Source organism: Mesorhizobium sp. CCNWLY176, assembly GCF_037153935.1.
GTDB lineage: Bacteria > Pseudomonadota > Alphaproteobacteria > Rhizobiales > Rhizobiaceae > Mesorhizobium_M > Mesorhizobium_M zhangyense.
Genome location: NZ_JBBBDZ010000002.1, coordinates 263,570 through 282,500 on the forward strand (window position 1 = coordinate 263,570; position 18,931 = coordinate 282,500).

23 protein-coding genes are annotated in these 18,931 nt (G+C 61.9%); 9 read left to right on the plus strand and 14 right to left on the minus strand.

Annotated elements, in window-relative coordinates:
- Nucleotides 1-76 precede the first annotated feature (76 nt).
- From cimA to cysS, 6 genes are read right to left on the minus strand one after another with little or no spacing between them, the layout of a single operon-like run.
- On the minus strand, nucleotides 77-1,699 hold the full coding sequence (gene cimA / locus WBQ96_RS04160) for a citramalate synthase (protein ID WP_336547665.1): 1,623 nt from the start codon (nucleotides 1,697-1,699) through the stop codon (nucleotides 77-79).
- A complete protein-coding gene (gene pip / locus WBQ96_RS04165) occupies nucleotides 1,696-2,652 on the minus strand; it encodes a prolyl aminopeptidase (protein WP_336547666.1) in 957 nt (318 codons plus the stop codon). Before pip ends, cimA begins: the two co-directional genes overlap by 4 nt.
- On the minus strand, nucleotides 2,649-3,125 hold the full coding sequence (locus WBQ96_RS04170) for a GFA family protein (protein WP_336547667.1): 477 nt from the start codon (nucleotides 3,123-3,125) through the stop codon (nucleotides 2,649-2,651). The genes pip and WBQ96_RS04170 overlap by 4 nt, the downstream gene beginning before the upstream one ends.
- Nucleotides 3,122-3,613, minus strand: a complete 492-nt coding sequence (locus tag WBQ96_RS04175; RefSeq protein WP_336547668.1) for a GFA family protein — start codon at nucleotides 3,611-3,613, stop codon at nucleotides 3,122-3,124. Before WBQ96_RS04175 ends, WBQ96_RS04170 begins: the two co-directional genes overlap by 4 nt.
- A 12-nt stretch (nucleotides 3,614-3,625) precedes the next feature.
- Complete coding sequence (locus tag WBQ96_RS04180) at nucleotides 3,626-4,009, minus strand: VOC family protein (protein ID WP_336547669.1); 384 nt, start codon at nucleotides 4,007-4,009, stop codon at nucleotides 3,626-3,628.
- Nucleotides 4,006-5,424, minus strand: a complete 1,419-nt coding sequence (gene cysS / locus WBQ96_RS04185; protein ID WP_336547670.1) for a cysteine--tRNA ligase — start codon at nucleotides 5,422-5,424, stop codon at nucleotides 4,006-4,008. Before cysS ends, WBQ96_RS04180 begins: the two co-directional genes overlap by 4 nt.
- 379 nt (nucleotides 5,425-5,803) lie before the next feature.
- Here cysS and WBQ96_RS04190 point away from each other — a divergent pair, with 379 nt between their 5' ends.
- Complete coding sequence (locus tag WBQ96_RS04190) at nucleotides 5,804-5,962, plus strand: transcriptional regulator (RefSeq protein WP_165115492.1); 159 nt, start codon at nucleotides 5,804-5,806, stop codon at nucleotides 5,960-5,962.
- Here WBQ96_RS04190 and WBQ96_RS04195 read toward each other — a convergent pair.
- Together WBQ96_RS04195 and WBQ96_RS04200 are read right to left on the minus strand one after the other, a co-directional pair.
- Nucleotides 5,939-6,565: a LysE/ArgO family amino acid transporter gene (locus tag WBQ96_RS04195; RefSeq protein ID WP_165115490.1), complete on the minus strand. Its 627-nt coding sequence runs from the start codon at nucleotides 6,563-6,565 to the stop codon at nucleotides 5,939-5,941. The two genes, WBQ96_RS04190 and WBQ96_RS04195, sit on opposite strands and share 24 nt — an antisense overlap.
- Nucleotides 6,566-6,577: 12 nt before the next feature.
- Nucleotides 6,578-7,345, minus strand: coding sequence for an SOS response-associated peptidase (locus WBQ96_RS04200; protein WP_165115488.1), 768 nt, complete (start codon nucleotides 7,343-7,345; stop codon nucleotides 6,578-6,580).
- Nucleotides 7,346-7,470: 125 nt separating this feature from the next.
- Between WBQ96_RS04200 and WBQ96_RS04205 the strand changes: the two genes are divergently transcribed.
- The 5 genes from WBQ96_RS04205 to WBQ96_RS04225 all read left to right on the plus strand — a co-directional run bounded on the left by WBQ96_RS04205 (nucleotide 7,471) and on the right by WBQ96_RS04225 (nucleotide 10,126).
- Nucleotides 7,471-7,896, plus strand: a complete 426-nt coding sequence (locus WBQ96_RS04205) for an NUDIX domain-containing protein (protein WP_337035869.1) — start codon at nucleotides 7,471-7,473, stop codon at nucleotides 7,894-7,896.
- Nucleotides 7,897-7,944: 48 nt separating this feature from the next.
- Nucleotides 7,945-8,322: a TIGR02301 family protein gene (locus tag WBQ96_RS04210; protein ID WP_336547678.1), complete on the plus strand. Its 378-nt coding sequence runs from the start codon at nucleotides 7,945-7,947 to the stop codon at nucleotides 8,320-8,322.
- Between the two features lie 16 nt (nucleotides 8,323-8,338).
- Nucleotides 8,339-8,674, plus strand: coding sequence for a hypothetical protein (locus WBQ96_RS04215; protein ID WP_336547680.1), 336 nt, complete (start codon nucleotides 8,339-8,341; stop codon nucleotides 8,672-8,674).
- A 316-nt stretch (nucleotides 8,675-8,990) separates the two neighbouring features.
- Nucleotides 8,991-9,248 carry a hypothetical protein gene (locus WBQ96_RS04220; protein ID WP_091914014.1) on the plus strand — a complete coding sequence of 86 codons (258 nt, stop codon included), beginning with the start codon at nucleotides 8,991-8,993 and terminating at the stop codon, nucleotides 9,246-9,248.
- Between the two features lie 80 nt (nucleotides 9,249-9,328).
- Nucleotides 9,329-10,126 carry an APA family fibronectin-binding glycoprotein gene (locus WBQ96_RS04225; protein WP_336547681.1) on the plus strand — a complete coding sequence of 266 codons (798 nt, stop codon included), beginning with the start codon at nucleotides 9,329-9,331 and terminating at the stop codon, nucleotides 10,124-10,126.
- A gap of 99 nt (nucleotides 10,127-10,225) precedes the next feature.
- Here the strand turns inward: WBQ96_RS04225 and WBQ96_RS04230 are convergent, their stop codons facing one another.
- Nucleotides 10,226-11,557, minus strand: coding sequence for a dihydroorotase (locus WBQ96_RS04230; RefSeq protein WP_336547684.1), 1,332 nt, complete (start codon nucleotides 11,555-11,557; stop codon nucleotides 10,226-10,228).
- A gap of 83 nt (nucleotides 11,558-11,640) precedes the next feature.
- Here WBQ96_RS04230 and ygfZ point away from each other — a divergent pair, with 83 nt between their 5' ends.
- On the plus strand, nucleotides 11,641-12,528 hold the full coding sequence (ygfZ, locus tag WBQ96_RS04235; protein ID WP_336547685.1) for a CAF17-like 4Fe-4S cluster assembly/insertion protein YgfZ: 888 nt from the start codon (nucleotides 11,641-11,643) through the stop codon (nucleotides 12,526-12,528).
- Nucleotides 12,528-13,142 (plus strand): YfbR-like 5'-deoxynucleotidase, encoded by a 615-nt coding sequence (locus WBQ96_RS04240; protein ID WP_442920795.1) that lies wholly within the window; start codon nucleotides 12,528-12,530, stop codon nucleotides 13,140-13,142. Before ygfZ ends, WBQ96_RS04240 begins: the two co-directional genes overlap by 1 nt.
- Here WBQ96_RS04240 and WBQ96_RS04245 read toward each other — a convergent pair.
- The 4 genes from WBQ96_RS04245 to WBQ96_RS04260 form a co-directional block, all read right to left on the minus strand.
- Nucleotides 13,099-14,625, minus strand: coding sequence for a RimK family protein (locus tag WBQ96_RS04245; RefSeq protein WP_336547687.1), 1,527 nt, complete (start codon nucleotides 14,623-14,625; stop codon nucleotides 13,099-13,101). The genes WBQ96_RS04240 and WBQ96_RS04245 overlap by 44 nt on opposite strands.
- A 77-nt stretch (nucleotides 14,626-14,702) precedes the next feature.
- A complete protein-coding gene (locus WBQ96_RS04250) occupies nucleotides 14,703-15,200 on the minus strand; it encodes a GNAT family N-acetyltransferase (protein WP_336547689.1) in 498 nt (165 codons plus the stop codon).
- Nucleotides 15,201-15,392: 192 nt separating this feature from the next.
- A complete protein-coding gene (locus WBQ96_RS04255) occupies nucleotides 15,393-16,178 on the minus strand; it encodes an anti-sigma factor family protein (protein ID WP_336547691.1) in 786 nt (261 codons plus the stop codon).
- Nucleotides 16,175-16,693 (minus strand): sigma-70 family RNA polymerase sigma factor, encoded by a 519-nt coding sequence (locus WBQ96_RS04260; protein ID WP_336547693.1) that lies wholly within the window; start codon nucleotides 16,691-16,693, stop codon nucleotides 16,175-16,177. The genes WBQ96_RS04255 and WBQ96_RS04260 overlap by 4 nt, the downstream gene beginning before the upstream one ends.
- 229 nt (nucleotides 16,694-16,922) lie before the next feature.
- On the opposite strand from WBQ96_RS04260, the gene WBQ96_RS04265 reads away from it, so the two are divergent.
- Complete coding sequence (locus tag WBQ96_RS04265; protein ID WP_336548193.1) at nucleotides 16,923-18,161, plus strand: MFS transporter; 1,239 nt, start codon at nucleotides 16,923-16,925, stop codon at nucleotides 18,159-18,161.
- Nucleotides 18,162-18,163: 2 nt separating this feature from the next.
- Here WBQ96_RS04265 and recO read toward each other — a convergent pair whose 3' ends face one another.
- Complete coding sequence (gene recO, locus WBQ96_RS04270) at nucleotides 18,164-18,925, minus strand: DNA repair protein RecO (RefSeq protein WP_336547695.1); 762 nt, start codon at nucleotides 18,923-18,925, stop codon at nucleotides 18,164-18,166.
- Between the last annotated feature and the right edge of the window lie 6 nt (nucleotides 18,926-18,931).

Consider the following 18,931-nt stretch of genomic DNA (forward strand, 5'->3'; position numbering starts at 1 on the left):
CTATGCGCCCCGCAAGCGCCCGGCACCATCGTAAACTTATGATGATCGCTTCAGTTTCGCTTATGCCAGGCGGCAGCTACTCTGCCGCCACCAGCCCGGCCATCTCGCGGTTTTTCATCAGCTTGTAGACGATCGAGTCCATGAGCGCCTGGAAGGAGGCGTCTATGATGTTGTCGGACACGCCCACCGTCCACCAGCGCGCGCCGGTGGCATCATGCGATTCGATCAGCACCCGGGTGATCGCTTCCGTGCCGCCATTGAGGATACGCACCTTGAAATCGGCAAGCTCGAGATCGCCGATCTCGTGCTGGAATTTGCCCAGGTCCTTGCGCAGCGCGATGTCGAGTGCGTTGACCGGACCATGTCCCTCGGCCACGGACATCTTCTCCTCGCCGTCGACCAGCACCTTCACGATCGCCTCGGAGACCGTCTTCAACTCGCCATTGGCGTCGAAACGGCGCTCGATCATGCAGCGGAAGGAGGTAACGCGAAAGAATTCCGGCACGGTGTGCAGCATCTTGCGCGCCAGAAGCTCGAAACTGGCATCGGCGCCCTCATAGGCGTAGCCCTCGGCCTCGCGCTCCTTGACCACGGCGATCAGCGCGTCGAGGCGATTGTCGTCCCTCGGCACGTCGATGCCGCGCCGCTTGAGTTCGGCGACGAAATTGGCCTTGCCGCCCTGATCCGACACCATGACCTTGCGTCGGTTGCCGACGGTTTCCGGCGGGATGTGCTCGTAGGTGGCCGGGTCCTTCGCCAGCGCCGAGGCATGAATGCCGGCCTTGGTGGCGAAGGCCGAAGCGCCGACATAGGGCGCCTGCGCTTCCGGTGCGCGGTTCAGCAGTTCATCGAAATTGCGCGACAGGCGGGAAATGCCGGACAGCGCTTCCGCCGAGATGCCGGTCTCCAGGCGGTCGGCAAAGGCCGGCTTCAGCATCAGCGTCGGGATCAGCGTGACCAGGTTGGCGTTGCCGCAGCGCTCGCCGATGCCATTCAGCGTGCCCTGAATCTGGCGAACGCCGGCATCGACTGCGGCAAGCGAATTTGCCACCGCCTGCCCAGTATCATCGTGGGCATGGATGCCGAGATTCTCGCCCGGAATCCCACTGGCGATGACCTTTTCAACGATGGCGCGCACTTCCGATGGCTGCGTGCCGCCATTGGTGTCGCACAGCACCACCCAGCGCGCGCCAGCGTCAAATGCCGTTCTGGCGCAGGCCAGCGCATAATCGGGATTGGCCTTGAAACCGTCGAAGAAGTGCTCGCAATCGACCAACGCTTCCTTGCCGGAAGCGCGGGCCGCCTCGACGGATGCGGCGATGGCGGCGAGGTTTTCTTCATTGGTGCAGCCGAGTGCGACGCGGACATGATAGTCCCAACTCTTGGCGACGAAGCACACCGCATCCGACTTCGACTGAACCAGAGCGGCCAACCCCGGATCGTTGGACCTCGAAACGCCGACACGCTTGGTCATGCCGAAAGCGACGAATTTTGCGCGCGCCGTCCGCTTCTGGCTGAAAAACGCGGTGTCGGTCGGGTTCGCGCCGGGATAGCCGCCCTCGACATAGTCGATGCCGAATTCGTCCAACATCTTTGCGATCGCAATCTTGTCCTCGATGGAAAAGTCGATGCCCGGCGTCTGCTGGCCGTCGCGCAAGGTCGTGTCGAAGAGATAGATGCGTTCGCGTGCCATCGTCATTTTCCCGCGAAATGGTCGGTCGCCCGGATCAACCGGTCGAGGATACCCGGTTCGGAGAAGGCATGCCCTGCCCCCTCGACCAGATGGAATTCGGACTGCGGCCAGGCCTTGTGAAGTTGCCAGGCGGTTGCCGGCGGACATGCCATGTCATAGCGCCCCTGCACGATAACGCCCGGGATGTCTTTGAGCTTGCCGGCATCGCGGATGAGCTGCCCGTCCTCGACCCAGCCGCCATGGACGAAATAATGGTTCTCGATGCGGGCAAAGGCGAGCGCGTAGTCGTCACCCGCGTGCTGCGCGCTTACCGAGGTGTCGGGCATAAGCGTGATCGTCTGGCCTTCCCAGATGCTCCACGCCTTGGCCGCCTCGACCTTGGCGGCATAATCATCGCCGGTGAGGCGCTTACGGTAGGCGGCCATCATGTCGCCGCGCTCGGCCTCGGGGATCGGCGCGAGAAGACGCTCCCACTTGTCCGGGAAGAATTGCGAAGCGCCGTGCTGATAATACCATTCGAGCTCGACGCGGCGCAGCGTGAAGATGCCGCGCAGCACCATTTCGCTGACACGTTCGGGATGCGTCTCGGCATAGGCGAGCGCCAGCGTCGAGCCCCACGAGCCGCCAAAAACCAGACATTTGTCGAAGCCGGCCATTTCGCGCAGGCGCTCGATATCGGCCACCAGATCCCAGGTGGTATTGTTGTCGAGGCTGGCATGCGGGGTGGATTTTCCGCAGCCGCGCTGGTCGAACAGGATGACGTCGTAAAGTTTTGGATCGAACAGCCGCCGGTGCTTTGGCGAAATCGTGCCACCCGGCCCGCCATGCAGAAACACCGCCGGCTTCGCGCCGCGCGTACCGGAACGCTCCCAGTAAATCCGGTGACCGTCGCCGACATCGAGCATGCCGCTGTCGAAAGGTTCGATCTCGGGATAGAGCGTGCGCAGTTCATGCATCATAGTTTCAAACCCTGTGCCGGCCAGGCGGGTGTTTCGTGATCGGGATGCTGGAAGGAGATAATCGCCTCCTGCCGTGCGTAATAGTCAGTGTCCTGATGCACGGGTTGATCGAAGATCGTCTCGACCCAGGGCAGGCGCGAGCCGAAATTGACCTGGATTTGTGGCGCAAGATCGGAGCGGTCGTCGAAGGCGCCGATGGCGATCTCCAGGCCGTCAGGATGGCGATAGGTCAGCGGCGTGCCGCAGCGCGCGCAGAAACCACGGTCGATATTGACCGAGGACTGGAAGTAGCTCGGCTCCTCGCGGGTCCATTCGACGCCATCCTTCGGAGTGCCGACCAGCGGACCAAAAAACCCGCCAAACGCCTTCTGGCACATGCGGCAATGGCAGATCGACGCGCGCCCAAGCGCACCACGAATGCGAAAACGCACAGCGCCGCACTGGCAGCCGCCGGTTCTAACTGTTTCAGTCATGACTGCTTCTCCGGCGGCCAGGTTTCTGTGTCGTGATCGGGATGCTGGTAGGAAACGAGATCGGCAAGGAAGGGTGCCGATTCCATGTCGGCCATTGTATCCTCGCCCGGCAGTTGCGGTATGGCATCGACATAAGGCAGTTTTGCCTCGGTGCCCCACTGGATGGTCGGCGGTATGCTCGCGGGATCATCAAAGGCAGCGATCGCCAAAGCGATGCCATCGGGCGCTTCATAGGTGAGCGGCGTGCCGCAATCGCCGCAAAAGCCGCGATGCGCGAAGTTCGACGACTTGAACCGCTTCGGCTCGCCGCGCGTCCAGGTGAGCTTTGCCTGACGCACCGAGACCAGCGGGAGATAAAAATTGCCGCTCGCCTTCTGGCACATCCGGCAGTGGCAGATCGAGGCATCGCCCAGCGTGCCTTCGACATGGAAACGCACCGCGCCGCACTGGCACCCGCCGCTATAGACCGGCCTGTTGTCGAGGCTCATGCTTATCCTCCGCTACTCGGGCGCATGACAGACGGCCTCGACATTGTTGCCGTCGGGGTCGAAGACGAAGGCGCCGTAGTAGTCCGCATGATAATGCGGACGCAGGCCCGGCGCGCCGTTGTCCTTGCCGCCGGCTGCGAGCGCTGTCTTGTGAAAGGCATCAACCTCGGCACGCGAGCGCGCGGTGAAGGCGTAGTGCCGGCCCGGTCCGGTGGGCGAGGCCTCATGCAACCAGAACACCGGCCGCTCGCGTCCATAACCGCCGACCTTCTTGCCGCCGGTGTATTCGGGCGGCACCACGTAGAGCAGCGATGCGCCAAGCGGTGCAAACGCCTGATCGTAGAAGGTTTTCGAGGCGTCGAAATTGCTGACGCTTATGCCAAGATGATCGATCATCGCCTTACCTCCCAGGTTGTGATGCGCTCGCCGGTGGCGGGGTCCTTGCCGTCCTTAAGCTGGACGCCCTGTGCCAGTAGTTCGTCGCGGATGCGGTCGGCTTCGGCCCAGTTCTTGGCGGCAATCAGCCCCAGTCTGTTGGCGATCACTTCAGCGACAGCGCTTTCATCGACCTCGGCTACAGCCAAGTCAAATCCGAGGAATGGCAGGGCTGCCCGAAGCGAAGCTGCAGCTTCGCCATTGACGGAGGCTTCCGAAGCCAGTTGCGACAGGATTTGAAACGCTGCCGGCGTGGACAAATCGTCAGCCAGAGCCTCGATGAGCGCAGATGGGATCGCCGCTGCACCGTCCGGTGCAAGATCGGCCGCGCGCTTCCACTTGCGCAGCGTATTCTCCGCCTCCTCCAGCTTACGAACACTGAAATCGATCGGCTCGCGGTAATGCGTCATCAGCATGGCCAGGCGCAGCACCTCGCCCGGCCATTTGCGGCCGCCGAATTTGTCCGTCTCCAGCAACTCGTTGATGGTGACGAAATTGCCGTCGCTTTTCGACATCTTGCGGCCTTCGACCTGCAGGAAGCCGTTGTGCATCCAGTAGTTGGCCATGACCTCGGTGCCGTGGGCGCAACGCGACTGTGCGATCTCGTTCTCGTGGTGCGGGAAGATGAGGTCGAGGCCGCCGCCGTGGATATCGAAGACCTCGCCGAGATAGGCCGCACTCATGGCCGAGCACTCGATATGCCAGCCCGGCCGGCCCCTGCCCCATGGGCTCTCCCAGCCCGGTTCGTTGTGGGAAGACAGCTTCCACAGCACGAAGTCTCCGGGGCTTTTCTTGTGGGCATCGACGGCCACGCGCGCGCCGGCTTGTTGTTCGTCCAGCGGGCGCTTCGACAACTGTCCATAGTCCGGCATCGAAGCCGTATCGAACAGGACTTCGCCTTGCGCTTCATAAGCATGGCCGCGTTCGATCAAGCGTTGAATCAAGGTGATCATATCGGCCTTGCCGTCAGCGCGCGGCTCCACGAATTCCGTGGCGCGCGGCTCGAAGGTCGGCTTCAGGCAGCCCAGCGTCGCGACATCGGCATGAAACTGGTCGGCCGTCTTCTGCGTCACCTTGCCGATCGCCTCGTTGAGCGGCAGGTTCGGGAAGTCGCGCAGCGCCCGTGCGTTGATCTTGTCGTCGACGTCGGTGATGTTGCGGGCGTAGGTGACGTGGTCGGCGCCGTAGAGATGGCGCAGCAGCCGGTAGAGCACGTCGAAGACGATGACGGGCCGCGCATTGCCGATATGGGCGAAGTCGTAGACGGTCGGACCGCAGACATACATGCGCACATTGTTCGCAGCGATCGGCACGAAGTCTTCCTTCGTGCGCGTCAGCGTGTTGTAGATACGCAGGCCTTTAAATCCGTCCGACATTCGAAATCCCAGTCCACAAGAAGATCGCCGCAAGGCGAAAAAAGACTCCAGCCTGCTGGCCGGGGCGTTTGTCCTGTCTGGGGAGAAAAGGCGAAAACGTCCTGACCAGCGCGAGCGCTAGCCGATAATGCAAATGCCACAAATGGCGTAAGGCGTTTTCATGGAAGGCTTTATCGCGCCCGATAGTGTTGCCGTCAAGTCGCATCTTCGCGGGAAACGCGTCGTCTTTTCGATGCCGGGGCGCATCGTAAGTTTTTATTAAACATGTCTATACATGAAATTGGTTAGCTGGCTCGAAATCACGGCACGCGTCACGATTTCGTCCCATTGCACCATCATTGCAGTGCCTTGACGGGACATAACCTTGGGGAAGATGACAATGTCAGCCACCACGAAGAGCGAAGCCGAGCGTATCCGCGCTCAATATGCCACGCTCACCAGCCACTATCGCGCCATCGGTCCGGCGGCGATCCTGGCAGCCGTGCTTGCAGCCAAGAAGCGCAAGCCGGCCAAGTCAGCCGTAGGCAAGGCGGCCTAACAGGCTCAGCCCTATGCCGGCCATGACGAGGCCGATCAGTACGTCGAGTACGCGCCATGCAGCCGGGCGCGCAAATACCGGCTCAAGCAGGCGGGCGCCGTAGCCCAGCCCGAAAAACCAGACGAAGGAAGCGACAACCGCACCTGCGCCGTAAGCGGCGCGGGCCGAGCCTTCATATCTGGCCGATAGCGATCCCAGAAGCACAACCGTGTCGAGATAGACATGCGGGTTGAGGAAGGTGAAGGCCAGGCAGGCCGCGATCGCCGCCTTCAGGCTACCCTCGCCCTTTTTCGCCGCATGCAGCGCTTCCGGCTTCATCGCTCGCCGGAAGGCGATGACGGCATAGGAAAACAGGAAAATCGCGCCGCCGATCGTCACGGCATTGATCAGCATCGGCGAGGTCGCGATCAGCGTGCCAAGGCCGGCGACGCCCGCCGCGATCAGCAAGGCGTCCGACAGCGCGCAGATCAGGCTCAGCACGAAGACATGCTGGCGCAGCAGGCCTTGCCGCAGGATGAAGGCATTCTGCGCGCCGATCGCCATGATGAGCGAGGCGCCGAGAAGAAATCCCGACAGCGCGGCCGGCCAAAGAGCTGATGACATCAGGAAATCCGTCTAGAAAAGTGACATCTGGTCGTCGTTGGGCGGGTTTTTCTTCTTTTCAGACCTGGGCTGTTCCTGCACCAGCGCCGGATCGATGCGGTCCTGGATTTCCGGGCCGGTATTGGCGACCTTGTTGACGAGATCCGACACCGGGATCGCTTCGAAGAAGCCTTGCTCGGCCGGCCGCAACAGATCGGCGACGTCGCGTGGTTCCTGGAACCGGCAATCGAGCCAGCGCGAAAAATCCTGCGCGTGGATGACGATCGGCATGCGCTCATGGATATGGGCTATGTCGCTGTTGGCCTGCGTGGTCAGGATCGCGCCGGTGTCCATTTCCGAGCCGCCGGGTTCGGCATAAGTCTCCATCAACCCCGCAAAAGCAATTAGGCCGCCGTCTCTTGGCCGTATCCAAAAAGGCTGGCCCTTTTTCTTGCCGTCCTGGCGCCATTCGTAAAAACCGGAAGCCGGGATGAGTGCGCGACGATGGCGCATGGCGGTACGGAACGAAGCTTTTTCGGAAGCACTTTCAGAGCGCGCATTGAACAGTAGCGGAAAGCTCCGCGTATCCTTGACCCAGGTCGGGATCAGGCCCCAGCGCACCAGCAGCGAGGTCCGGTCCGGCAAATTGGAACCCGGCTGGCGCGGTTCCCCGGCCATGACCATCAGGATCGGCTGTGTCGGCGCAATGTTGTAACGCGGCGGAAAAGCCTCAAGCTCCGGGAGCGAGAAGGCCTCGTCCACCTCTTTCGGGCTGGAAGTGAGCGCGAAACGTCCGCACATTCTTGGCTTGATACCGTTGATCTTGTGAAATCACTGTGGCGGTGGAAATCCTTTGCCGCAACCTGTATCGATTGGGCCATCCGGCCGATCCCCAATCAATTCACGGCTACGGGAAAGCAGCAGACATGCAGGAAAGGCTGATGATACCGGCGGTTTCGGTCGCGCTCCTGCGCGGTGACCGGGTGCTGCTGGTGAAACGGGGGCAAGCGCCCTCGCTGGGGCTTTATGCCTTTCCGGGCGGGCGGGTAGAGATCGGCGAGAGCGAAGCGGAAGCTGCCGCGCGCGAACTTTTCGAGGAAACCGGAATGCGGGCGCGCAATCTCCAGCCGCTGGAAGTTTTTATGATCGACGCCGAGCGCGACGGCAAAGCCATCACCTATCGGCTCCAGGTCTTTTCCGGCGAAGATATCGGCGGCGAACCGCATCCCGACAGCGACGCGGCGGAGGCCGGTTTCTTCACGCTGGCGCAGATGGAGGCCATGCCGGTGACCGATTCGGTGATGGAGGTTTCCCGTGCATTGCTGGCCGACGTAGCAATAAGCGGGGAATAGAGCGGCAAGCCGCCTTGCAGCCGTCAAATTGTTTCGTCACAAGGGCTTATGAGCCGCGCCACGCTGTTTTTCACCGTATTTCTCGCCGTTGCCTCCTCGGTCGCGACGGTGCCCGTGCGCGCGGTCGAAGCGCCCTTCGAAGGCAGCCTGATGCGCCTGTCCGAAGTGCTCGGCTCACTGCACTTCCTGCGCAACCTGTGCGGCGAGGAAGGAACCCAGTGGCGCGACCAGATGGAGAAGCTTCTGGAAGCCGAAAAACCCGACGCAACGCGGCGCGCAAAATTCATCGCCAGCTTCAACCGCGGCTATCGTTCGTTCCAGGGCAGCTATTCGAGTTGTACGCCGTCCGCGACGGAAGCCATCGCCCGCTACATGAAGGAGGGCGAGACGCTGACGCGCGACGTCGCCGCCCGTTATGGAAACTAGCCACGTACACTTTGCAATGAACGTCGAAACAACCCACCACATCGATGCGTCGGACCCGGACGAGAACGGGTACTACGACTATTTCTACGAGTACGACATCTTCCGGTTTTCCGACGACAGGTCGACGTTCTTCGCCCGATCCTATGTCGACACACCGGATGAAGTGCATTTCCTGAAATGCGGCCCCGGGTCGGAAGAGCGGCTTCTGACGGCCCGCGATTTGCGCGAACCATTGTTTGCCGAAGCATGCGGATATCTCAGGAATCTGGGGAAAACGCAGATCAACTGGCTGGATAGAAAGGACGGGGGCTATCGGTCCGTACCGGACATCGCCAGCATTCGGCCCAAGTGACTTATACCGTTCTAATCCTTTTGTTGGTGGCAGGTTGAATCGTGGCGGATTCGCCACACTTCTAAATCAAAGTTTAACCGCCATTTTGTGGGTTAACTTAAGTTTTAGTTATTCCTGTCGGCACCGTGACGTTTGCGTTACGGTAGCCGTCAAATGACTCGGGGTTTTTGATCTATCGGCCATTTGCAAGGCGCAGACAGTAGAAACATCGCATTTGCAGTGGTCAATTTTGTCCCTTTCTATCGGGACTTCGCAAGGGACAGCTCAAGGTGGTCCGGCCGACAGGGACCATGACTTGAAAGGGTGGAAGATGAGTATGGAGCACACGATCAGCGATATCGACGCGCTGGTCAGGGAAGAAAAGCGCCTGACCGCGGTGGAGTGTCACAACGAAGCCTGGGCCGAAGGTTTGTCGGCCGGCATCGAGGCCGACATCATCGCGGAAGCTGCCCTTTCCACAGCGTTTGTCGAGATTTTGCGCACCAACGGCGAAGCCGCAGCCTTGGCTCTGCTGGATGAGATGCGCGAAAAAGTTATCGCTGGCGAATTCGAGCCTGTTCGCCTGCGACATTGACACGTCCCCAAACCCTCTTTTTCAGTGTAAGAAACTGACGGGCATCGAATCTGTCGCGATGCCTACGGAGAGGACGGGACATGCAGGTATCGACGCAGGCGAAATCGCAAAGCCGCAGAAGTGCGCATATGGCGGCTTTGCTGTGGCTTGCTGCAGTCGGCGTGGCGCTGCCCACTACAGTGCTTTTCGGAACTATTCCCGCCTCGGCCCTCAGCGAAATCAAGCGCGAAGAAACCCCGGCCACCCCGTCACAGGACGAGGCCGCGCCGGAAAATACCGTCCCCTCGCCTGATCCCATACAGAAAACACCGCTGCCGGACGTGCAGCCGCAGGATGACCAGGCCGAGCCCGACGAAGGCCCGGCAGCGCCAAACGGCGCCACGCACCCCAACGAAGACGCCAACGCGCCGCTGCCGGAAATTCTTTACGACGTCCAGTCACTGCCCGAACCGGTGAAGCGCATGCGCCAGCTGCTGCTCGACGTGGCAATGGGCGGCGATATCGAGAAGCTGCGCCCGCTGATCGGCACCGGCGACGAGGCGACGCAATTGTCGCTGAGCGACCTTGAAGACGATCCAATCACCTACCTCAAGGACCTCTCCGGCGACAAGAACGGCGAGGAACTGCTGGCCATCATGGAAAACATCCTCAATGGCGGCTACGTCCACGTCGATGTGGGCAAGCCCGAGGAACTCTACGCCTGGCCCTATTTCTTCGCCATGCCGCTCGAAAAGCTGACGCAACGCCAGCGCGTCGAACTGTTCAAGATCGTCACCGCCGGCGACTACGAAGACATGAAGAGCTACGGCGTCTACAATTTCTATCGCCTCGGCATCACGCCGGAAGGCAAGTGGGCCTTCTTCGTCGCAGGCGAGTGACGGGCCGATAGATGCCGCGCATATCGAGCTGAATCAAAAACACCCGCCAAGCATCTGCTTTGGCGGGTGTTTTCGTTTTCGGAACGATTTTGATCGGACTCAGGCGGGCAAAGCCTCGGAGAAGGCAACGGCCTGGCCCTGCCCCGGCGTGACGATCTCGCCTTCCCACATCACGCGGTTGCCGCGGATGATGGTGCCGACCGGCCAGCCCGTTACCTGCCTGCCGTCATAAGGCGTCCAGCCGGCTTTCGAGCCGGCCTGCGCGTTGGTGATGGTTTCGCGGCGCTTGAGGTCCACGACCGTGAAGTCGGCCTCGTAGCCCGCCGCGATACGCCCCTTGCGCGCCATGCCGAACAGGCGCTGCGGGCCGTGGCTGGTAAGATCGACCAGCCGCTCCAGCGACAGCCGACCCGCGTTGACATGGTCGAGCATGATCGGAACCAGCGTCTGCACGCCGGTCATGCCGGAAGGCGAGGCCGGATAGGGCTTTGCCTTTTCCTCCAGTGTGTGTGGGGCATGGTCGGAGCCGAGCACTTCGACGACACCTTGCGAGATGCCGTGCCAGACGCCGTCGCGGTGCCGCGCGGCGCGAACCGGTGGGTTCATCTGGATCAACGTGCCGAGTGTGGCATAATCATCAGCGGAAAGAGTGAGATGATGCGGCGTCGCCTCGCAGGTGGCGACATCCTTGTGGTTTTCGAGGAATGCGATCTCCTCGGCCGTCGAGATATGCAGCACGTGGATGCGGGCGCGTGCAGCTCGCGCAATGCGCACCAGCCGCTCGGTGCATTGCAGGGCCGCAATCTCGTCGCGCCAGACGGGATGCGAGGATGGATCGCCCTCGACGCGCTCGCCGAGGCGTTCGCGCAGGCGAAACTCATCTTCAGAGTGGAAGGCAGCGCGGCGGCGGGTGTTCTTCAGGATCGAGTACACGCCGTCATCGTCTTCGACCAGCAAATTGCCGGTGGAGGAACCCATGAAGACCTTGATACCGGCGGCGCCCGGCAGGCGCTCGAGTTCGGCAACGTCCCCGGCATTCTCGCGCGTGCCGCCGACCCAGAAGGCGAAATCGCAATGCATGCGGTTCGTCGCGCGCGACACCTTGTCGGCAAGTGCCGCCTCGCTGGTGGTAAGCGGATTGGTGTTGGGCATCTCGAAGACGGCGGTGACGCCGCCGAGCACCGCCGCACGCGAGCCGGTCTCCAGATCTTCCTTGTGCTCCAGCCCCGGCTCGCGGAAATGGACCTGGCTGTCGACCACGCCGGGAAGGATGTGCAGGCCGGTACAATCGATGACTTCGCCGGCGGATGCCTGGCCGAGATCGCCGATCGCCGCAATGCGCCCGGCGCGCACGCCGATGTCGCGCAGGCCGGTGCCATCATGATTGACGACCGTGCCGCCCTTGAGGATGAGGTCGAACGTCGTTGTCATCAGCGTCTCTTCCGGCTCTTGCCCCTGCGATGCGTGCGGCTTACGTAATGGCCAACAGATTTGCAAGATCAGGTCACGTCCGAATGCCCGCAGTTCAGCTCCCCGACCGCATTGTGATTTCCGTCTCCGGCCCGGATGCCGAGCATTTCCTGCAGAACATTCTTACCACCGATCTGGATGCTCTCTCCCCGGAAGATGCCAAACCGGGCGCGCTGCTGACACCGCAAGGCAAGATCCTGTTCGATTTTCTCGTCTCGCGCGACGGCAAAGGTGGTTTGCTGCTGGAGTGCCGCACTGAGATCGCCGACGATTTCATTCGCCGGCTGACGCTCTACAAGCTCCGCGCCAAGGTCGAGATTTCCAAGCAGGAACAATTGCTTGTCTCCGTCTCATGGAATCCTGATTCAAACGCTTCAGTTTCTGATTCAAGTGCCTCACAAACTGATTCAACCGTCAGGCACGATCGGCGCTTTGCCGAGCCAGCCCATGTCTTCCGCATTTATGGCCAAACTGCCTCTGCCGGCGACCAGAGGCAGGCATGGCAGGATTTTCGCCTCGCCTATGGCATTGCCGAAAGCGGACCCGATTATGCGCTGAGCGACGCTTTTCCGCATGACGTGCTGCTGGACCAGACTGGCGGCGTCGGGTTCGGCAAGGGCTGCTATGTCGGGCAGGAAGTCGTTTCGCGCATGCACCATCGCGGCACGGCGCGCAGGCGCGCGCTGCTGGTTTCCGCCGACGCACCGCTGCCGCCGGGCGGCACGGATATAAAGGCCGGCGGCAAGACACTCGGCACGCTTGGCAGCGTATCCGGCACGCAAGGGCTGGCGATCGTGCGCATCGACCGGGTCAAAGACGCGATGGACGCCGGCACCGCAATAACCGCCGGCGAGATTGCGATCTCGCTGACCATTCCCGACTGGGCGAAATTCACTTTCCCGCAGGAGCCGGCTGCTGCGGAGGACGCATAATGGCCGACAAGGCCGGTGCGCCGGCCCGTGCCTGGCAGCGCATGCTGTCGGGCCGCAGGCTGGATTTGCTCGACCCGTCCCCGCTCGATGTCGAGATTTCCGATATCGCCCATGGCCTGGCGCGCGTTGCCCGCTGGAACGGCCAGACCGGCGGCGACCACGCATTCTCGGTGGCGCAGCATTCGCTATTGGTCGAGGAAATCTTTGCGCAGCAGGTAAAAGACCCCTCGCCCGATGCCCGGCTTGCGGCTCTGCTTCACGATGCCCCGGAATATGTGATCGGCGACATGATCTCGCCGTTCAAGTCGGTGGTCGGCGGTGGCTACAAGGCGGTCGAGCAGCGGCTGCAACGGGCGATCCATCTGCGCTTTTCGCTGCCTGCCGATATCAGCGAGAAGCTGAAGAAAGAAATCAAACGGGCCGATCAGATCGCTGCGTACTTTGAAGCCACGGTTCTTGCCGGCTTCACGATCTCGGAGGCGACGCAGTTCTTCGGCCGGCCGCGCGGCATTTCGGCCGACGGCTTCGACCTGACGTGCCGCCCGGCAAAGGCAGTTCAGAGCGCGTTTCTCAAGCGTTTTTCCGCAATCGAACGGATGCGTCCGGCAGGATAAGCCGCTCGGAAATCGCGTTGCTGACCGCCGGCCGCTCCAGACGGTCGAGGAACCATTGCGTCAGCCTGACCCAGACCTCGTCCTTCTCGCCAGAATCCTCACAGCCATGGTCGAGATTGGGGTTGTCGTTCACCTCGATGACGAAGACGCCATCCGCCGTTTCCTTGAGGTCGACGCCGTAGAGGCCATCGCCTATGCACCGCGCGGCGCGCACCGCCGTTTCGACGACATGGGCGGGCGCGTCCTTCAGGGTGAATGACTTGAAGCCGCCCTGATCCGGCTTGCCGTTGGCCTTGTGGTTGACGATCTGCCAGTGCTTCTTGGCCATCAAATAGTGGACCGCGAAAAGCGGCTGACCGCCGAGCACGCCGATACGCCAGTCGTAATCAGTGGGGATGAATTTCTGGGCGATCAGCAGGTCCGAATCCTCCAGCCACAGCGTCGCAAGTTGCTTCAATTCCTCGAAATTCGATGCCTTCTTTACGCCGCGCGAAAACGAGCTGTCCGGGATCTTCAGCACCAGCGGGAAGCCGAGTGTCTGCGCCGCCAGTTCGAGATCGGCCGGCCCGGCGATCATAACAGTCGGCGGCACGGGCACGTTGTTGTAGGTCATCAACTCGTTGAGATAGACCTTATTGGTGCAGCGGATCATCGACAGCGGGTCGTCGATGACCGGCATACCCTCCTGCTGGGCGCGGCGGGCGAAGCGGTAGGTGTGGTTGGAAATCGATGTGGTTTCGCGAATGAACAGCGCGTCGTAATTGGCGAGCTTGGCCAGATCCTTGCGCGATATCGGCTCGACCTCGACGCCCATTTTCTCGGCGATCTTCGCCCAATGACGCAACGAGCTGATCTCGGACGGCGGCAGTTCCTCATGCGGATCGACCAGCGTCGCGAAGGTGAAACGCGCCGGTGTACGCGCCTTGGTGTCGCGCCATTCGCGGTTGGTGTAGGTCGCCAGGCTTTCGAGAAAGCGCGGCTTTTCCTCCGGGCTCATCCGCGCCAGCGGGTGAAAGCCGATCCTGTGGATGGAGGCCCATTGCTGGCTGTCCTTGATCGACACTTCCAGCGCCGGAGCGCGGAACCAGTCGAACAGCAGCTTTGCGAAACGGTCCCATGCCTTCGACGGGCCGATGCCGAAGAAGAACGTGGCCTTGGTGGGAAAAACACCGCCAAGATCCTTGCGGCATTTGTTGAGCGCCAGTTCCAGTTCCGGCAGTGCGTGCTCGTAGAGCTTGTGCTCGGACAGGTCGATCATCGTCTCGACGGTCGGTATGACCTTGTGCCCGCGCGAACTGGCCAGCAGCGAGGCGTAATAGCCGCGGCTCTGGTAGCTGTAGCTGTTCGACAGGTTGATGACTTTGGGACGCTGCCCGCGAAACAGGGCCGGATGCGCCAGATAATCACGGTTGGTGATGATCTTGTGCGGTGTCGCCACCTGGTCGAGATCGCTTTGCCTGCCTGTAAGAATGACCCAGGTCATTTTTGCTCACGCTGTTTTCGGATGGTGATGTTGGCGGCGTCCGGCTTCCCGCCGGGCCAAGGACAATGAACTCATGGCTAACCGGTTCCGGCTTTTTTAGGCAGTGGCTGGTCGTCATCCGAGGCGGACCTGACCAGAGGCTTTTCATAGCGCAAGGCATCCGCCCCATCGGCATAATAGGCGGGCTTGTGCCCGATCTGCCGGTAGCCGTTCTTCTCGTAGAGATCGATCGCGCGGGAATTGTCCTCGCGCACTTCCAGGCGCATTGCCTTCCGGCGTTTGGCGGCAGCGGCGTTTTCTGCTGCCTCTAGCAAAGCACGCCCCAATCCGCCGCCGCTGTTTGGCGCGACGGCCAGCGAATAGAGCCTTGCCTTGTTGCTTCCGGCGCGCAGGAGAATGACACAATGGCCGGCGAGCAAGCCATCGCGCTCGGCAATCAGGATCGAGGCGCTCTTGCTGACGATCATGCGGCGGAAGGCGTTTCTGGACATGCGATCGGTCTCGAAAACCGCGTTTTCGAGCGCCACGAGTGCGCCGATGTCAGAGGCGCGGGCCGGGCGAATGTCTGCGTTCATGGCAGCCGGGAAACCTCGATCGAAAGCGTGCTCGAAGGTGGCAGAACGTCTCTGACCGAGGCATTGGCGCGACGGCATCGAAAGCGCTATCGCTCCTCGAATTGGGCCGAATTGTGACTCCTTACAACGTATGGCGAAGCGCGGAAACTTTGATGACACGGATGGGCGTTCTTCATCCTGCCATGGGGAGAATCACCCCTTCATGCCGTCGAGAAGCTGACGGTAGGCCGAGTTCGCAATCTTCATCAGCGCTTCCTGCGGAAGCGTGCCGGTCACGGCGCAGCCATAGCCGTCATCGAGCCAGTAGAGCGAGCGCGTGCCGCCCTCCTCCAGCAGCCGGAAGCCGGTTTCCTTGGTCGTGGCGTCGCTGATGATGTAGAGCGACACGCGGTTTCCCGTACGGTCCTGATACATGAATTGCGCTGCCGCCTTGCTTTCGGCCGGCAGCAGCCGCCCGCCGACGAGCTCGAAGCCCTGCGCGGTCAGGTCGGGTGCGATCAGCTTGACGCCGACACGCTTGGACAGCCAGCCGACAAGATGATCCTTCTGGTCGGCTCCGACCTCGACGACGTGCAGCTTCTCGGCGGCGTAGAGCGTATGCGCGGCAATCGCACCGTCGGCCAACTGGCTGGCGGCCGCATCTATTGAGCCCCAGCCTGTGACGCCGAGCAGATAGCCGCCAAGCCCACCGGCCACGAAAATTGCCGCAGCAGCAGCCATGCGCCAACGCTGGGGGGCAGCGCTACGGGGTTTCGTCTCGCCTGATACCAAGCGCTCGAAGCGCTCCGGAACCGGCTCGGTCAGCACACCGGCAACTGAATTTTGCAAAGCCGCAAGATCGGTCGCGAAACGCTGGCTGCGCGCCTTCATGTCGGGATTGGCTTCCAGCCAAAGCTCGTAGGCCGCACGCTCCTCGGCCGGCAACTCGCCGTCAAGTGCCATGTGGATGTCGCGTTCGGTGAAATCGCGTGCGGTCATTTCTCGATGACCCTTATGGCCCGGCGCCGCGATCCGTCCTCCAGTATCGTGCGCAATTCTTCACGGCCGCGCGCGATGCGCGACATCAGCGTGCCAGCTGGCACGCCAAGCACATTGGCGGCTTCGGCATAGGAAAAGCCTTCGACGGCAACCATCAGCAGCGCTGCCCGGCGATCCGGGCTGATCGCCTGAAGCGCATCGAGTATCTCATGCGAGGCAACGCTTTCGGCCTGATGGGCAGGAACCGCCATCGCCTCGCTTGCCTCGATCGGCAGCATGGCAGCTTCGCCGCGCCGCTTTTCCCTTCGCATCTGGTCGACAAAAAGATGATGCATGATCGTAAACAGCCACCGCCTCGGATTGTCGCCGGTTCGCCACCCCTCGAGCTTGCCCAGCGCGCGCTCGAGGCAGTCCTGGACCAGATCGTCGGCGGAATCGCGGTTGCGCAGCAGTGCGCGCGCATAGCGGCGCAGGCGCGGTATTTCGGCGAGTATCGCTGCCCTTCTCTGGTCCATGATGCGGCCGGTATTGCCTTCGTTCCAGTCCGATTGAACTCCTGTTCAGCGAGCCCGACAAGGCGGAACCGAACCGTTCGTACAATTGCTTCAGTCCTATAAGAACGTTCGGAACCGCGCCTTTATTCCCGCCGATCCATCAGCATCGCTGAACCTTCGATGCGACCAATTCATTTTGCGAAAACCTGTCGATCCGATAAAAACGGAACATGACTCGGGAGAAACGATGATGACGGCTGCAACGACAAATACCGGCACCCGGGCAACCGTTCCGTGGCTGATCATCATATGCGGCTGCCTGATCGCCGCCCTCACCTTCGGCCCGCGTTCGGCCATGGGCTTCTTCCAACTGCCTATGCTCGCGGAAAAAGGCTGGGACCGCACCACCTTCGGTCTCGCCATGGCGCTGCAGAACCTGTTCTGGGGCCTCGGCCTGCCCTTCTTCGGCGCCATTGCCGACCGCTACGGCACCTGGCGCGTGCTGGCGCTCGGCGGCCTTATTTATGCCGCCGGCCTCTACATGATGGCGACGGCGACTTCGGTCGGAATGCTGCATATCGGCGGCGGCATACTGGTCGGCCTCGGCGTTGCCGCCGGTTCATTCAGCATCGTGCTTGCGGCCTTCGCGCGCCACACGCCGCCGGAACGGCGCTCCATCGTCTTCGGCATCGGCACGGCTGCCGGGTCAGCCGGCATGTTCCTCTTTGCACCGCTCAGCCAGGGCCTGATCACCGCCTATGGCTGGTCGGATACGCTCGTCTATATGAGCTTGATGATGCTCATCATTCCGGTTCTGGCGATCCCGCTGGTCGGCAGTTCGCACAACCCGAATTCCGCCGCCGCCATCGATCACCAGTCGGTCGGTGCAGCCTTGCGCGAAGCACTCGGCCATCGCAGCTACGTGCTCCTGGTTTCAGGCTTCTTCGTCTGCGGCTTCCAGGTCGCCTTCATCACCGCGCATTTCCCCGCTTACATTGCTGATATCGGTATCGACGCGCGCTACGCGGTCATCGGGTTGGCGCTGATCGGCTTCTTCAACATCATCGGCTCGCTGGCTTCCGGTGTGATCGGCCAGAAATACTCCAAGCCGATCTTCCTCGCCTGGATCTATATCGGCCGCTCCATCGCGGTCGCCGCCTTCCTGCTGTTGCCGCAGACACCGACCAGCGTTGTGATTTTCGCCATCGTCATGGGGCTGTTGTGGCTGTCGACCGTGCCGCCGACTAATTCGCTGGTCGCCATCATGTTCGGCACCCGCCATCTCGGCATGCTCGGCGGCGTCGTGTTCCTGTCGCACCAGATCGGCTCGTTCCTCGGCGTCTGGCTCGGCGGCTACCTCTACGACCAATTCGGTTCCTACAATCCGGTATGGTGGCTCGGCGTGGCGCTCGGCATCTTTGCGGCGATCGTGCACTGGCCGATCAAGGAACGCCCCGTCGACCGGCCAGCACTGGTGCCAGCCGAGTAGTCTCAGGCCGCCGTATCGCCCGGAACGTCTTGCGCAGCGGCATTGCGTTTCCTCAACGCGTTGAGGAAACCGGCGCGAGCGTCGGGAGCCTGTATCCCGCGCGGTTCATAGACGTGGCGCGCGAAAAAGAAGTCCGTCAGCCTGAAAGCCTGTTCGATCGTCGTAATGTCGACCTGAGGGCTGGAGCCGCGGAGAAGGAATGCCGGCAGCACCAGCATCTTGTCGTGCCACGGCAAACCGGCCTCGCGCGAAACGGCACGGCCTGATTTCGGCGAGACGTAAGTGAGCTCGTCGCGCCGACCGGTGGCTGCGCATTGGGTGAGGTCGAGGCCGAAGCCCAGCTCCTCCAGCACCATCAGTTCAAAACGCACGACGAGCTCGCCGGCGGTGGTGGCATCATCCAGATGCTCGATCAGCAGCCCTAGCATCTCGTAGAGCCCGCCATGCGGGTCGCGCTCGGGCAGGAGGCGCAGATGCGCGGCCAACGTCTGCAAGCCGTAGACGGCGCAGGCGCTTTCGAACAGGCGCGCGGCGTTGAGTTCCAGCGCCTCGGCCTGGAACATGCCGAGATGCTCGTCGAGCCGCGCACGCCAGATGAGATCGACGCGGTTGCCCGCCTGCAGCAGTGGCTGGGCCTTGCGCGAGCGCCCGCCGCGCACCATGCCGAGATGGCGGCCGTGGGCGCGCGTCATCACCTCAAGTATGACGCTGGTTTCGCCATGCTTGCGGGTTCCAAGGATTATGCCCTCGTCGCGCCATTCCATGGCTGG

Coding starts and splice junctions, on each gene's coding strand:
- WBQ96_RS04225 (WP_336547681.1), top strand. CDS start 9,329: ATGCAGGTATCGACGCAGGCGAAATCGCAAAGCCGCAGAAGTGCGCAT.
- WBQ96_RS04180 (WP_336547669.1), bottom strand. CDS start 4,009: ATGATCGATCATCTTGGCATAAGCGTCAGCAATTTCGACGCCTCGAAA.
- WBQ96_RS04250 (WP_336547689.1), bottom strand. CDS start 15,200: ATGAACGCAGACATTCGCCCGGCCCGCGCCTCTGACATCGGCGCACTC.
- WBQ96_RS04240 (WP_442920795.1), top strand. CDS start 12,528: ATGGCCGACAAGGCCGGTGCGCCGGCCCGTGCCTGGCAGCGCATGCTG.
- WBQ96_RS04170 (WP_336547667.1), bottom strand. CDS start 3,125: ATGACTGAAACAGTTAGAACCGGCGGCTGCCAGTGCGGCGCTGTGCGT.
- WBQ96_RS04230 (WP_336547684.1), bottom strand. CDS start 11,557: ATGACAACGACGTTCGACCTCATCCTCAAGGGCGGCACGGTCGTCAAT.
- WBQ96_RS04190 (WP_165115492.1), top strand. CDS start 5,804: ATGTCAGCCACCACGAAGAGCGAAGCCGAGCGTATCCGCGCTCAATAT.
- WBQ96_RS04245 (WP_336547687.1), bottom strand. CDS start 14,625: ATGACCTGGGTCATTCTTACAGGCAGGCAAAGCGATCTCGACCAGGTG.
- WBQ96_RS04175 (WP_336547668.1), bottom strand. CDS start 3,613: ATGAGCCTCGACAACAGGCCGGTCTATAGCGGCGGGTGCCAGTGCGGC.
- cimA (WP_336547665.1), bottom strand. CDS start 1,699: ATGACGATGGCACGCGAACGCATCTATCTCTTCGACACGACCTTGCGC.
- WBQ96_RS04205 (WP_337035869.1), top strand. CDS start 7,471: ATGCAGGAAAGGCTGATGATACCGGCGGTTTCGGTCGCGCTCCTGCGC.
- cysS (WP_336547670.1), bottom strand. CDS start 5,424: ATGTCGGACGGATTTAAAGGCCTGCGTATCTACAACACGCTGACGCGC.
- WBQ96_RS04260 (WP_336547693.1), bottom strand. CDS start 16,693: ATGGACCAGAGAAGGGCAGCGATACTCGCCGAAATACCGCGCCTGCGC.
- pip (WP_336547666.1), bottom strand. CDS start 2,652: ATGATGCATGAACTGCGCACGCTCTATCCCGAGATCGAACCTTTCGAC.
- WBQ96_RS04255 (WP_336547691.1), bottom strand. CDS start 16,178: ATGACCGCACGCGATTTCACCGAACGCGACATCCACATGGCACTTGAC.
- WBQ96_RS04215 (WP_336547680.1), top strand. CDS start 8,339: ATGAACGTCGAAACAACCCACCACATCGATGCGTCGGACCCGGACGAG.
- recO (WP_336547695.1), bottom strand. CDS start 18,925: ATGGAATGGCGCGACGAGGGCATAATCCTTGGAACCCGCAAGCATGGC.
- WBQ96_RS04195 (WP_165115490.1), bottom strand. CDS start 6,565: ATGTCATCAGCTCTTTGGCCGGCCGCGCTGTCGGGATTTCTTCTCGGC.
- WBQ96_RS04200 (WP_165115488.1), bottom strand. CDS start 7,345: ATGTGCGGACGTTTCGCGCTCACTTCCAGCCCGAAAGAGGTGGACGAG.
- ygfZ (WP_336547685.1), top strand. CDS start 11,641: ATGCCCGCAGTTCAGCTCCCCGACCGCATTGTGATTTCCGTCTCCGGC.
- WBQ96_RS04265 (WP_336548193.1), top strand. CDS start 16,923: ATGACGGCTGCAACGACAAATACCGGCACCCGGGCAACCGTTCCGTGG.
- WBQ96_RS04210 (WP_336547678.1), top strand. CDS start 7,945: ATGAGCCGCGCCACGCTGTTTTTCACCGTATTTCTCGCCGTTGCCTCC.
- WBQ96_RS04220 (WP_091914014.1), top strand. CDS start 8,991: ATGGAGCACACGATCAGCGATATCGACGCGCTGGTCAGGGAAGAAAAG.